This is a genomic window from uncultured Christiangramia sp., assembly GCF_913046405.1.
Taxonomy (GTDB): Bacteria; Bacteroidota; Bacteroidia; order Flavobacteriales; family Flavobacteriaceae; genus Christiangramia; species Christiangramia marina.
The window spans coordinates 1-14014 of the sequence record NZ_CAJWRQ010000079.1 but is presented as its reverse complement, the minus strand read 5'-3'; the positions used below and the strand labels follow the sequence as shown (position 1 = coordinate 14014).

9 protein-coding genes and 1 pseudogene are annotated in these 14014 nt (G+C 39.5%); 5 read left to right on the top strand and 5 right to left on the bottom strand.

Annotated features, from left to right (window positions below; genetic code table 11):
• The 3 genes and pseudogenes from QZ620_RS10660 to QZ620_RS10650 form a co-directional block, all read left to right on the top strand.
• Nucleotides 1-490, top strand: a pseudogene (locus QZ620_RS10660) (DUF5116 domain-containing protein); the annotation flags it as partial.
• A 64-nt stretch (nucleotides 491-554) separates the two neighbouring features.
• A complete protein-coding gene (locus QZ620_RS10655; protein WP_295181460.1) occupies nucleotides 555-2009 on the top strand; it encodes an alpha-amylase in 1455 nt (484 codons plus the stop codon).
• Between the two features lie 366 nt (nucleotides 2010-2375).
• Nucleotides 2376-4931, top strand: coding sequence for an adenosylcobalamin-dependent ribonucleoside-diphosphate reductase (locus QZ620_RS10650; RefSeq protein WP_295181458.1), 2556 nt, complete (start codon nucleotides 2376-2378; stop codon nucleotides 4929-4931).
• Between the two features lie 75 nt (nucleotides 4932-5006).
• Here QZ620_RS10650 and QZ620_RS10645 read toward each other — a convergent pair whose 3' ends face one another.
• The 3 genes from QZ620_RS10645 to QZ620_RS10635 form a co-directional block, all read right to left on the bottom strand.
• The gene (locus QZ620_RS10645; RefSeq protein WP_295181456.1) at nucleotides 5007-7574 is read right to left on the bottom strand and encodes a hypothetical protein; all 2568 of its coding nucleotides are present in this window, start codon (nucleotides 7572-7574) and stop codon (nucleotides 5007-5009) included.
• Between the two features lie 13 nt (nucleotides 7575-7587).
• Nucleotides 7588-8475, bottom strand: a complete 888-nt coding sequence (locus tag QZ620_RS10640) for a TIM barrel protein (RefSeq protein ID WP_295181454.1) — start codon at nucleotides 8473-8475, stop codon at nucleotides 7588-7590.
• A 74-nt stretch (nucleotides 8476-8549) separates the two neighbouring features.
• Nucleotides 8550-9278, bottom strand: coding sequence for an NUDIX domain-containing protein (locus tag QZ620_RS10635; protein WP_295181452.1), 729 nt, complete (start codon nucleotides 9276-9278; stop codon nucleotides 8550-8552).
• Between the two features lie 71 nt (nucleotides 9279-9349).
• Between QZ620_RS10635 and galK the strand changes: the two genes are divergently transcribed.
• Nucleotides 9350-10525, top strand: a complete 1176-nt coding sequence (gene galK, locus QZ620_RS10630) for a galactokinase (protein WP_295181450.1) — start codon at nucleotides 9350-9352, stop codon at nucleotides 10523-10525.
• Nucleotides 10518-11558 carry a UDP-glucose--hexose-1-phosphate uridylyltransferase gene (locus QZ620_RS10625; protein ID WP_295181448.1) on the top strand — a complete coding sequence of 347 codons (1041 nt, stop codon included), beginning with the start codon at nucleotides 10518-10520 and terminating at the stop codon, nucleotides 11556-11558. The genes galK and QZ620_RS10625 overlap by 8 nt, the downstream gene beginning before the upstream one ends.
• Nucleotides 11559-11638: 80 nt before the next feature.
• On the opposite strand, the gene QZ620_RS10620 is transcribed toward QZ620_RS10625, so the two are convergent.
• Together QZ620_RS10620 and QZ620_RS10615 are read right to left on the bottom strand one after the other, a co-directional pair.
• A complete protein-coding gene (locus tag QZ620_RS10620) occupies nucleotides 11639-13288 on the bottom strand; it encodes a solute:sodium symporter family transporter (RefSeq protein ID WP_295181446.1) in 1650 nt (549 codons plus the stop codon).
• A 37-nt stretch (nucleotides 13289-13325) separates the two neighbouring features.
• Nucleotides 13326-14014 (bottom strand): galactose mutarotase (locus tag QZ620_RS10615; RefSeq protein ID WP_295181444.1); only part of this gene is annotated, 689 nt, incomplete at its 5' end.

Genomic DNA, 14014 nt, shown 5'->3' with positions numbered 1-14014 from the left:
TGAAACTCCTGGAGCATGGCAACCGCAATGGGGTGGTACCGACGGAACTTTGGGTGTAAATACAGGTGATAGTGATGATCCGGCTGCATTTTCAGTAGAAGATGACGCATACTACACGCTATCATTAAACACTGAAGACATGACCTATACTTTCGAAGCTATGGATGTTTCTGCAGCAACAATGTACGATATGGTAGGTATTATTGGTACTGCTACTACAGGTACAGACGAAGGTTGGAATGATGATATGGATATGACCCAGTCAGATTTCGATTCTCACATCTGGTACATGAACGATGTGGAACTGTTTGACGGTGAACTTAAGTTCAGAGCAAACAACGCATGGGATGTAAGCTGGGGTGCAAGTACACCTATCAGTGGTCAGGGTGCAAACGCAAATGATCCAAATATCCCTGTTACTGCAGGAGTTTATGATATCTGGTTTAATGACCTAACTGCAAGATATATTCTTATTCCTGCAGGAGAATAATCATACAATTTTATACCGGGGCTAATTTAATTAGCCCCTTTTTTTTCTTTAAACTGAACTAAATATGAATACTAATAAATTTTTATGCAGTCTGCTGCTGGGTGGTGCACTCTTTATGGGTTCGTGCTCCGGTGATGATTCAGATGACATCGTGGATGAGACAGATGATATAACTGGTACTCCAGAAACCCCTGCTCCATCTGAACCTCAGGCTTTGGACCTGGCATCCCTGGACAATAACAACCGGGTAATGATGCAGGCTTTCTACTGGGATGTAGAACCAAGATTTGCCTGGTGGGACAACCTTTCAGAAAAAGTACCGCAATGGTCTAAAGCCGGTGTGGACAGAATCTGGATACCATCTCCTGCCAAAGGACAGTCTGGTGGTTACTCTATGGGTTACGATGTATCAGATTATTTCGATTTTGGTGATTATGATCAGCATGGAACCGTGGAAACAAGATTTGGTTCAAGAACCGAACTTGAATATCTGATTGCTACAGCTCACAGCAATGATATTGAAGTGATCGCAGATATTGTACTGAATCATAATTCTGGTGGAGGTTTGCAATACAATCCGTACCGGGAATATGATACTTACACTTTATTTGATGAAGCAAATGGAAATGCTTCAGGGATGTTCAACAGAACTTACGAGGATTTTTATCCAAATAGTGTGAGCCAGTACGATCCGGGAAGTCTTTTTTATGAAGAGACCAATCTTGATCACCATAGAGAAAGAGTTCAGGACTGGCTATGGAGAGACGAAAATTCAGTAGCCAAATATTACAAAAATGTAATGGGATTTGATGGCTGGCGTTTTGATTATGTAAAAGGTTTTGAACCATGGGTCGTAAAAGAATGGAATGAGGCTGTTGGAGGATTTTCTGTAGGAGAAAATTTCGACGGAAATCCAGATGTACTTCGTGACTGGATCGAAGCTTCAGGATCACCTGCTTTTGATTTTTCTACGTTTTACAAACTGGAAGAAAGTCTGGACAGATTTGAAAATCTTAGTATTCTCGAGAGTGATATGCTTTGGAAAACAAATCCTGAAGATGCAGTAACCTTCACTGCGAATCATGATACTGAAAAAGATTCTAATGAGGATAATTATATCATGAGCTCCAATAAAATGAAGGCTTATGCATATATCTTAACTCACCCTGGCTATCCTACGATCTTCTATTCAGATTATGAGAATGAAGAATTTAAAGATGAGTTGAAGACGTTAATTTCGATTCATAACAGTCTTGCAACTGGGGACACGGAGTTACTTTATGCAGACCAGGATGAATATGTTATGAAAAGAAATGGATCAGGTACTAATCCTGGATTAATTCTTTATATTAGCATCAATAATGGTACAAAAAGAAGAACAGTAAGTTCGAACTGGAGTAATGTTACGCTACAGGATTATAGTTCGAATTCAACATATTTCCCTGCCTCCGATGAAAATGGAGCGGTGACCATCGAGGCTCCTGCAAATGGGTATTCGATCTGGTCTATTACAGAATAAAGATTTTTATTTTGAATTTTCATAGGTGTTAATTCAAAGAAGGCCTCACAGATTTGTGAGGCCTCTTTTTTTTGTTATTTTTTCTCTGAAATATGCTACAAAAAGCATATAATTTAGCTTAGTTTCGAACCCAATCCTCTATTTCTACTACTGAATCTCAATAGAATAGAATTTCCAAACCTTTAATTAAATGTTTTCATTATTTGTCAACTTTTTATTGTTAGTAAATTTTTAGATCATTGGTTATCAGTATTTTAACTGTTTTTGTTTGAAAACTTTTTTCAAACGATTTGTTAATTGTCCGGAAATAATGCCTAGTTTTATACCAGCCGATTAGAGCATTTCTAACCTAAAAATCTCATTTTTATGCCTGTACAGGAAAATCCAGTTGTTCCAAAGACGTATACTCAGGAACAGGCCTTCGAAGCTTCACTAAAATACTTCAAAGGCGACGATCTTGCCGCCAGAGTTTGGGTAAATAAATACGCCCTTAAAGATTCTGACGGGAATATTTATGAACTCACTCCAAACGATATGCACAGACGTATCGCCAGCGAAATTGCAAGAGTTGAAAAAAAGTATCCAAATCCTATGACCGAAGACGAAGTTTTCGATCTCATCAAGGATTTTAAATATATCGTTCCACAGGGAAGTCCTATGGCTGGAATTGGGAATCCTTACCAGGTTGGTTCGTTATCTAACTGTTTCGTGATCGGTAATGATGGAAATTCAGATTCTTATGGTGGGATCATGAAGATCGACCAGGAGCAGGTTCAGTTAATGAAAAGACGTGGTGGTGTAGGTCATGACCTTTCTCACATACGTCCTAAAGGATCGGCTGTAAAGAACTCAGCGCTTACCTCTACCGGAATTGTTCCTTTTATGGAACGTTACTCTAATTCTACAAGAGAAGTAGCACAGGATGGACGTCGTGGAGCTTTGATGCTTTCGGTTTCAGTAAATCATCCCGATTCTGAAGATTTTATCGATGCTAAAATGGAGCAGGGCAAAGTTACAGGTGCCAATGTTTCGGTTAGGATCGATGACCAGTTCATGAAAGCTGTAAAGAACAACACTAATTATACTCAGAAATATCCAATCTTTTCCGCAGAGCCAAAGGTTTCAAAAGAGATCGAGGCAGATAAACTCTGGAAAAAGATCGTACATAATGCATGGAAATCGGCTGAACCTGGTATTCTTTTCTGGGATACAGTGATCAACGAATCTGTGCCAGATTGCTATGCAGATCTTGGTTATAAAACGGTTTCTACCAATCCTTGTGGAGAGATTCCACTTTGTCCTTATGATTCCTGCCGTTTGCTTGCGATCAATCTTTTCTCTTATGTAGAAGAGCCATTTACAGAAAATGCGCACTTTAACTACGAACTATTCAAAAAACATATTTCTGCTGCCCAAAGTATTATGGATGATATCATTGATCTTGAACTGGAAAAGATCGACAACATCATTGGTAAGATCGATGCAGATCCAGAAAATGAAGAGGTAAAGGCAGTGGAGAAAAATCTATGGCTTAATATCCGTAAAAAAGCACATGAAGGTAGAAGAACTGGTATAGGTATTACTGCGGAAGGTGATATGCTTGCCGGTTTAGGTATTAAATACGGTAGCAAGGAAGGAATCGATTTCTCTGTAGACATTCATAAGAATATTGCTATTGAAGCCTATAGAGCTTCCGTAGAAACTGCGAAAGAAAGAGGTGCTTTTGGGATTTTTGATTCGGAAAGAGAGAAAAATAACCCATTCATTCTTCGATTGAAAGAAGCTGATGAAAAGTTGTATTACGACATGCTTGAGCACGGTCGTAGAAATATCGCGCTATTAACGATCGCTCCAACTGGAACGACCAGTCTTATGACGCAAACCACTTCGGGAATTGAGCCTGTTTTCCTACCGGTTTACAAAAGAAGAAGAAAAGTAAATCCAAATGACAAGGAGGCTCGCGTAGATTTTGTTGATGAAGTTGGAGATTCGTGGGAGGAATATGTGGTTTTCCACCATCGTTTTAAGCAGTGGATGAGCGCCAAAGGTTATGATACCGATAAAAATTACTCGAACGAAGAACTTGACAAACTGGTTAAACTTTCACCTTACTACCAGGCAACGTCTAATGATGTAGACTGGCTTAGCAAAGTGAGAATGCAGGGAGCTGTACAAAAATGGATCGATCACTCTATTAGTGTGACCATTAACCTTCCAAACGATGCTACAGAGGAACTGGTTGGAAAACTGTACCTGGAAGCATGGGAAGCTGGTTGTAAAGGTGTTACTGTATATCGTGATGGTTCAAGATCTGGTGTTTTAATCTCTAACGATGAGAAAAAAGAGGAAGACGAGGAACAGACTTCCGGATCTTTCCCTCTAAAAAGACCAGACGTTCTTACTGCAGATGTGGTTCGTTTCCAGAATAACAAGGATAAATGGATCGCATTTATAGGACTTGTAGATGACAGACCGTACGAGATTTTTACCGGTTTTGCAGATGATGAAGAAGGTATTCTTATCCCTCGCTGGGTGACTGAAGGTTATATCATTAAAGCCAGAAATGAAGACGGATCTTCTCGTTACGATTTCCAATATGAAAATAAGCGTGGTTACAAAACTACGATCGAAGGACTTTCACATAAATTCAATCCAGAATTCTGGAATTATGCAAAATTGATCTCCAGCACATTACGTCACGGAATGTCTATCGATAAAGTGGTAGATTTGATCAACAGCCTTCAATTGGATAACGAATCCATTAATACCTGGAAAAACGGAGTGGTAAGAGCGCTTAAACGCTTTATCGCTGATGGAACAGTTGCCAAGAAGGAAAAATGTAATAACTGTAATTCTTCAAACCTTATTTACCAGGAAGGTTGCCTCACCTGTAAAGATTGTGGTTCTTCTAAATGTGGATAATTTAATTGTTGTAAGTGTTAAACTGAAAAAAAGGTCTCGTGAGAACGAGACCTTTTTTTTGTTTACATACTTCTACTACTGAAGTGTAACCTTTACAATACCAATTTCATGCTTCTTCTGAAGATTTTCTGGCTCGATCCCGGGACCAATAGAAAACTGAAGTGCTTCCACCTCTTGCAGATCAAAACCTTCCGGGTTCTGATGCTCAAAATAATAGGGTAGAAAACCAGGATAAGGACGTGGCAAAGTGATCGTTTTAACTGGCTTGAGTTCATCAAGTTTGATCCTTATCTCTTTTAAATGATTATCTAATTCGATCACTTTTCCGAAAGCCGAACCGTTTTTCACCAATAACGCAACCTGAAGTTTCTCGGTCCCCGACTTAAGATTACGAGCCTTAATGATAAGTTCCTTCTGATCTCCAGGAAGCCTTGATCCTATTTTATTCTGAAAATTAAATCGAAAAGAGTAATCATAAATTGGAGTTGCGTTTTTGTTCTCTATATCTTCTGAAAATAATTCATCCAGTCTTACCTGAAATTCGTCCTCAACTGAATTTAGGGGAACAATTTGATTGCCAGGTTTCCATGAATGAACCACCATATCTGCATCCATAGAAGCATCGAAAACTGAGATAGCAGAACCTTTATCATAAATACGAGTAGAATAAACATCTTCTGAATAGAAATCCCAGTTCTCCGGACTACCCGAAACATCACCCGGGAATGTTCGTTTTCCATTCGTTGTTTCCAGAATAATACGGTAAGTAAGTATTCCTGGAACCATCAAATTTTGCGGTACATCTGCAGAATAATCGTATTTATTTTTTGCTTTCATTTCTAATGCTTCGTAACTATTTCCATTCTGAAACCATATTTCGGCTTTATTAATCTCCTCATTTGAAACGATCTCTGCATCAATAGAAAAGCTCTGATTAGCTTCCGCGGCATTAACTGCTTCATGCAGGACATAGGTACGGTCAACCGACTCTTCTACCGCCACAAAATTGTCGAGTTCCAAACGAAAGTCTCCTTTATAATTTTTAATATCAAAATTCTGCCCTTTTTGAGTTAGTAGATAGGTACCAGGAGAAATTGAAATCGCACCAGCTTCAGCCTCCTGAACTTCAGATTCCGCGATATTTATCTGTTGGAACTCAAAGTTTCCAGCAAGCCCGGGAATAGCTATTTTCATCTCGTTCAAATTGTACCTGATCACGGCAATTGTTTTTTCAAGACTATTATTTCCAAAGGGATCCTTGATAAGAAATGGGTCGGGCATTACTTCCAGACGCCAGACTCCTTCTTCTAGTTTATCCAGGAAGTAAGCTCCTTTTCCGTCATATTCGATCACTTCAGAACTACCGTGACCCGCAATTTCTCTTAATTCTGAAATAGCCTTAGGCTTTTCAGCATTTGAATTCGTGTAAATAAACTTTTCCGCAGAATTATAGACAGCTAGATCATCCTCATACTGAATAAGAAAATCTCCAAATTTTAAGTTGTCGGGATAGGTTCCCTGATCTTCGCCTAATTTGTTATGATGGAATATCTCCCCGGCGATCATAAGACCCAAAGCCTTATGCGGAGTATAATTGAGATTCATATAATGGGTATTATATTCTGTATTCGCATAAGCCAGAAAAGATGGATCATAGGCAAAATGCGTCCCGATCTGAATTCCCGCTTCTCGAAAACTGCGTGCCATTGCGGGATAGATATATGATTTATTAACATCGGCAGCATCAAACTCATACACTAGTTTAGCGGCATTATTATTTTCGATAGCATTGCTAAATGGAATATTATAATCATTCACATTGGGAAGCAAATTCCCCGGGATTTCCTTCTTAAAACCAAGTCCGGTTGGATACCATTGAAAAGTACCACCCTGAATATCAGATTTAAAATAAGTATCTGCAAGGTGAACACTATGGGTGACGTTATAAAAAACAGGTTTCTGAGAACCGGAATCCCGAATAGCCTTCGCGAGTTTATTAATGAATTCTTTTACCTCTTCAGGAGTACCGCGATGATGTGGTTCATTGCTGATTTCAACAGCGATTAGATTCGGATCATTTTTGTAGGCAATTCCCGTATAAGGATTCACGTGGTTCATAAATTGCGTGAGATAATTTTGCTGGGCAGCGACCGCTTTGGGATTGGTCAAACTTCCTTCCTTGCCATACTTATTGGAAAATCCCGGAGTATCCTCGTCTGGTTCCGGCCAGCCATTTCCCCAATATGCTATTGGAGTGATTACAAAATTGATTTCGCGTTTTTTGAGTTCACTCAGTAAATAATCGAACGCATCCAGGTGTTCATTCTGCAGTAAATTCCCATCTGCATCGCTAATTTCTGTATCCCAGACGTGAAGACGATACAGATCAAAGTTAAGTCGGGAAAAATGGTAGAGATCTTTATCAATTTCAGCTTTGATATCAAGCCCGAGTTTCTCACCAGATCGGTAAGCATGCGCGAATGGTGCCGAATAATTGACTCCAAAACCCTTTACCTCCTCTCCGGAAGGCTCCCAGCGAATTATCCCATTTTCGTCAACAACTGTAGTTATTTGAGAAAAAACGGGACAAATATTTAAAAAAAGTACAATAAGTACAGTAATCCAATCGAATATACGAGACATTAAAATTTAAAGTTTAGAGTGTACAGATGCCGATGGCTTCTTCAAGCGCTTTTAGCTTATTATCATAGGTTGGAATAAATTCCTGTGCAATATAACCATCAAAACCGGTATCATGAATCGCCTGAATTATTGCAGGGTAATTCAATTCCTGAGAATTATTGATCTCGTTCCTCCCCGGATTTCCCGCGGTATGATAATGATTGATGTACGGATGAAATTCTCTAATGTTTCGAATAACGTCACCCTCCATGATCTGCATATGGTAAATATCGTAGAGTAATTTAAAGTTGGGTCGGTCCAGCCTTCTGGCAAGCTCAGCTCCCCACGACGTATGATCTGCCATATAATCCGGATGATTTACTTTGCTATTTAGCAATTCCATGACGAGCGTGACCTTTCGTGATTCAGCATGGTCCAACAAGGGCATTAATCCTTCTACACAGTTGTTCCAGCCAGTTTCATTATCCATCCCACGCCGACTCCCGGAAAAACAGATGACATTCTCAATATTATTATCAGCAGCTTTGTCGATGAGTTCTCTATAAGAAGTTTGCAATTTCTGATGATTTTCAGGGTCATTGAATCCATCGGTTAAACTGATAAAATCATCGGTAGCCATGGAACATGCCAGACCTTCCTCCTGCACGATTTCCCATTCTGAAGGTTTTAAAAGATCAATAGCGCTGATTCCTAATTCTCTGCAGGCCTTCGCAAACTCCTTAAGTGGAATATCTGCATAACACCAGCGACATACAGAATGATTGATCTTTGAAGTAGGGTCTTGCAAATTATTAATTACAACATCGAAACCGGATGCATTCGAAAATGATGGAATGGCAAGTAAACCAGCTCCAATTCCCAGGTTCTTTAATAATTTTCTACGAGATTGATCTTTAGCCATCCTGAAATGTTTTTCCTAAATTAATAATAAATGTAATTCATACAATTATTATTTAAAGAAATTATTTTCAGAATTTAGAAAATCTCGAAATTATATCCTGCTTTTAATAATTGTAAGTAATTCTCTTTATTGAATTTATGCAAAAATGCTCCTCTTTTACTACCCGATTTATCTTTTTCTTCCAGTTTTTCTAAAACATTAAGAGATAAAACCTTTTTTCTAAAGTTTCTCGCGTCCAGTGGCTTCTGATAGATCGCTTCATATAGGTTTTGTAATTGTGGAATCGTAAACTTTTCTGGCAGCAGCTCAAATCCAATGGGTCTGTGACGCGCATTATGTCTAAGTTGTTCCAATGCATCCTGTACCATTTGATCATGATCCAGAACCAATTCGGGAAGATCATCAATTTCAAACCAGTGGGCACCATAATGCTTTTCTAGTTTGTCTATATAATCCTCCACTCTAATTAAAGCGTACTGAGCCACAGATATACAGCGGAAGCCAGGATCACGGTCCTGTTTACCATAAGTCTTTAATTGCTGCATAAAAACCTCTTTCAATCCGGTAGCCTCTTCTAAAACTCTCTGCCCTGCCAGCTCAAGATCTTCATCCAGCCGTACAAAGCTACCAACAAGTGACCAGGATCCTTTGAAGGGCTCTACCTGACGCTCGAAAACCAGCAATTTAAGCTTCCCCTCATGAAATCCGAAAATAATACAGTCTGTTGCGACATACATTTTCTCCCTGATCTGGTAAAGGTCTGTTGGCTCGAAAACTTCCGGTTGTGAGTTCTTAGTGTGCATAATTATATTCTGAAATAATAAATGTAATTAGGACATTTATTATATTTGAATTACTCAAAATTAATCAAGTCTTGACAAATATCAGATCTTTTTCTACGAAGCCTTCGGTTTTTGATGATTACCAAGCGGAATTACTCGTTAATTCTCCTGGTCGAATCAATTTGATTGGAGAACATACAGATTATAATGAAGGCTTCGCGATGCCAACCGCGATCGATAAGCAAATAAGTTTCAAATTCAGAATAAATGAAACGGAAAACTTCTGCAGGATATACAGTGACACTTTTAATAATGGATTTGAATTTCACCTCGACCAGCCATTAAAGAAGCAGAGCGACTGGAGAGATTATTTACTCGGCATCATTCACGAACTTCAGCAGAAGAATAAATTGCTGGAAGGGTTTGATTGTATGATTTCCAGCGATCTTCCTACCGGTGCCGGGATAAGTTCTTCCGCAGCACTGGAATGTGGTTTCTGTGCGGGCCTTAATGAATTATTTGCTCTGAATTTAAGCGACATTGAGATCGCAAAGATATCTCAATGTGCAGAAAATGAATTTGTAGGTTCTAACTGCGGAATCATGGATCAATTTGCTTCTGTTCTTAGCAAAAAGGATCATTTTATCAAATTGGATTGCCGAAGCCTTGCTACTGAATATATTCCTGCAGATCTCGGAAACTTTGAATTGCTACTGCTAAACACAAGGGTATCTCATAATCTGGCCGACAGTGATTACAATTCCAGGCGTGAGGAATGTGAAGCAGCGATCAGGATAATTCAATTGAAGAATCCGCAAATAAAAAGCTTACGAGATGTGGATTTTGACTTGCTAGAAAGTTATCGATCAGAACTGTCTGAGATAACTTACCAGCGCTGTTTATATGTACTACAGGAAAACGAGCGTGTGCAGGCAGCTGCAGATGCGCTTCGCAATAATGACCTTCGTGCCCTAGGGAAATTGATGTATGCTTCTCATCGCGGCTTGCAGTGTCAATATGAGGTGAGTTGCCAGGAACTTGATTTTCTGGTTAATTTTGCTGAAGAAAAAGAATTTATCTACGGAAGCAGAATGATGGGCGGTGGCTTTGGCGGCTGCACCATTAACCTTATAAATTCTGAAGATGTTGAAAGCTATATTACTGAAATTTCCGAAGCATATTTTGAAAGATTTAAGATCTACCCGGAAGCAATCAAAGTTGCACCTTCAGCCGGAACAGAAATAATAAAACTGGTATCCCATGAATGATGAAATGAACAAACTACCTCATCGCAGGTATAATATTTTGACCGGTGAATGGATACTGGTTTCACCACATCGCACAAATAGACCATGGCAGGGTAAAACCGAAGAGAATAAAACCCATGATAAAGCCTCGTACGATCCGGGTTGCTATCTATGTCCAGGAAATACCAGGGCAAGCGGAGAAACGAATCCGAATTATTCTGAACCTTATGCTTTCATAAACGATTACAGCTCTCTGTTGCCGGATACTCCTGAAGTGAATTTTGAACAAGGCCTGCTGAAGGCTGAAACTGAAAAGGGAATTTGCAAAGTTGTTTGCTTCTCTCCAGATCATTCGCTAACGCTGCCACTGATGGAAGTTTCAGAAATCACGAAGGTTGTGCAGATCTGGAAAACCGAATTCGCTGAGCTAGGGAAAAATCCAGACATCAATTACGTCCAGATTTTTGAAAATAAAGGCGCTATTATGGGGTGTAGCAATCCGCATCCTCATGGACAAATATGGTCGCAATCTTCCATTCCAACCGAAATTTCGAAAAAATCTGAAAGATTCGAAGCATACTGGCAAAAGAACAATTCCAGCCTTCTGGGTGATTATTTAAGTCAGGAGTTGGCTTTAAGAGAACGAATTCTGGATGAGAATGAGCATTTCGTTTCCTTAATTCCATTCTGGGCGGTTTGGCCTTTCGAAGCGATGATCATTCCTAAAAGGCATCTTCAGCAAATAACAGATCTTGACGAGAATGAAGAGATCGCTTTTGCAGATATTATAAAGAAGCTGACTATAAAGTATGATAACCTATTTAAAACGTCATTTCCATATTCGTCTGGAATACACCAGGCCCCAACTAACGGCAAGGAACATCCTGAGTGGCACTTTCATATGAGCTTCTATCCGCCATTATTGCGATCTGCCACGGTAAAGAAATTTATGGTTGGTTACGAGATGTTTGCAGGACCTCAGCGAGACATCACTGCAGAACAGGCCGTAAAGATGCTGAATGCACAACCGAATATACATTATAAAAAGAGCTAATTCACAGCATGCTGTAACTTAAAAAACCCTCGGAAGATCGATCTTCCGAGGGTTTTTTATTTGTTGTTCTTTGTTTGTTGTTATGCGAAATACGCATATACCCCGACAACAATGATGATAATTGCAAAACCAACCGGTTTAACAAATTTCCACGGAGTGATATCCACTTGTTTTGTATGTTCTTGTAAGTAAGGCGTTTTACGAGGTCTTAACTTTCCAATAACCAGCATGATCACAACGTTCAAGGCAAAAAGAATTGCCATAACATCCAGGTAATGAGGATAGGCACTTGCTTCTATAGCTGCTAATTCAGCAGCGTCTGTAATTCCACTGGCAGCGGCATCTTCTAAAGCACTTTCAGCGAGGTACGGCTTCAGTCCAAACTGGCTTAGGATATATAATAGAGATCCTGATATAAGTCCGATTTTTGCAGCAATAGCTGGAACATACTTGGTTAAGTAACCAACTACAATGATCGTTAAGATGGGAATACTATATATTCCATTCACTTCCTGTAGATAGTCAAATAAACTACCTGCATTGGCTATTAAAGGAGCAATGAACATTGCTGCTACGGCAAGCACTATTCCGAAGATTTTACCATAACGAACAATGGTTTTCTCATTAGCATCCTTATTAATATGTTGCTTGTAAATATCGATTCCGAAGAGGGTTACCGAACTATTTAATACACTATTAAAAGAACTTAGAATCGCTCCAAAAATAACAGCTGCAAAGAATCCAATTAAATAACCAGGCAATACTCTATTCACCAAAAGCGGGTATGCTTCATCTCCATTTTCCAGATCAGCACCAAAAATATGGAAAGCGATGATACCAGGAAGAACAACGATAAGTGGCCCTAGGATCTTGATAAAAGAGGCCAGCATTAAACCTTTCTGTCCTTCCTTCAGATTTTTAGCAGCAAGGGCACGCTGAATGATCTGTTGATTAGTTCCCCAATAGAAAAGTTGTACTAACATCATTCCTGTAAAAAGAGTATGGAAAGGAACCGGGCTGGTCTCATCTCCCATGGACTGAAATTTCTCTGGATTAGTTTCTGTTAGCGTTGTGATTCCTTCCAAAAAACTACCATCTCCAATGATCACCAGTCCAAAAATAGGTACCAGGATCCCTCCAATTAATAGTCCGATTGCGTTGATACTATCAGATACGGCTACTGCTTTTAATCCGCCAAAAACAGCATAAATAGATCCAATAATTCCAATTCCCCATACGCAGATCTTTATTGCTGCATCATCTGAAACTCCTAAAAGAGTTGGAACGTCAAACATCCCGCTAATCGCTACAGATCCGGAATAGAGAATAATTGGTAATAAGACAACTACATAACCTGTAAGAAATAGGGCTGAAGTAAGTGTTTTAGTGGTAACATCATATCGTTCAGCCAGAAACTGCGGAACCGTTGTAAGCCCTCCTTTTAAGTATCTTGGTAGTAAAAAAATTGCCGTAACTACGATGGCGATAGCAGCAAGCGTTTCCCAGGCCATCACCGATAAACCGTTGGCATACGAACTTCCATTCAATCCTACGATTTGCTCGGTAGAGAGATTTGTTAGTAATAACGAACCTGCTATTACGCCGGCAGTCAGACTCCTACCGCCTAAGAAATAACCATCACTGGTGGACTCATCAGTTCTTCTGGTTGCGAAATATGCGATAATAGCTACGAGTGCTGTAAATCCAACGAAGGATAAAATTCCTATCATAATCTTTTCTTAAAATCTTCGGTTAAATATAGAATTATTATTTCACAGAAAAAGCAAAAACGATGTTGTTTTCATAGACTTCACCCGGTTTTAGCAGACTGCTAGGAAAGTTTCTGAAGTTGGGAGCGTCAGGATAATTTTGTGCTTCGATCGCGACCGCTGGAAAATTTTCATCCAGTTTATTCAGATACACCATATCTTCCGGAAGACTTTCCGGAGAGTAGATGACTACAACGGGCTGGTTGCTAATCACTTTAAGCTTGATACCGGTGAGCGGAGCGAATAATTGTGCCTGTACTTCATTTTCCATAACATCGAGCACGTAAACATCATCAAGTTCTCTATTACCCAACAACTTATTCTCTCGATAGTCCTTAGGATGATCCCTGAGTTTTGTCAAATTTCCAGTCGGTAGGTTATTTTCATCCAGTTCCAGGATCTTAGAAGCATTTACCTGCATAAAATGATCACTAATACTTCCACCACCATTCAAATTAAAGTAAGTATGATTGGTAAGGTTAATGATCGTGTTTCTATCTGTTCTGGCGCGGTAGGAAAGCTTCACATAATTATCCTCGGTCAGGGTGTAAGTGGCCTCAACTGTGACTTCGCCTGGGTAACCTTCTTCCATATGCTTACTTACGTAAGTCAGTTTTACTGAAGGATTCGGTGCATCTGTGATCTTTTTGATCTCCCATATTTTCGTTTGCACCCCCTTCCCTCCCC

Excerpts from the sequence above, each read along its gene's own strand:
- QZ620_RS10645 (WP_295181456.1), bottom strand. The coding sequence starts at position 7,574 with ATGTCTCGTATATTCGATTGGATTACTGTACTTATTGTACTTTTTTTA.
- QZ620_RS10625 (WP_295181448.1), top strand. The coding sequence starts at position 10,518 with ATGAATGATGAAATGAACAAACTACCTCATCGCAGGTATAATATTTTG.
- QZ620_RS10650 (WP_295181458.1), top strand. The coding sequence starts at position 2,376 with ATGCCTGTACAGGAAAATCCAGTTGTTCCAAAGACGTATACTCAGGAA.
- QZ620_RS10640 (WP_295181454.1), bottom strand. The coding sequence starts at position 8,475 with ATGGCTAAAGATCAATCTCGTAGAAAATTATTAAAGAACCTGGGAATT.
- QZ620_RS10655 (WP_295181460.1), top strand. The coding sequence starts at position 555 with ATGAATACTAATAAATTTTTATGCAGTCTGCTGCTGGGTGGTGCACTC.
- QZ620_RS10620 (WP_295181446.1), bottom strand. The coding sequence starts at position 13,288 with ATGATAGGAATTTTATCCTTCGTTGGATTTACAGCACTCGTAGCTATT.
- QZ620_RS10635 (WP_295181452.1), bottom strand. The coding sequence starts at position 9,278 with ATGCACACTAAGAACTCACAACCGGAAGTTTTCGAGCCAACAGACCTT.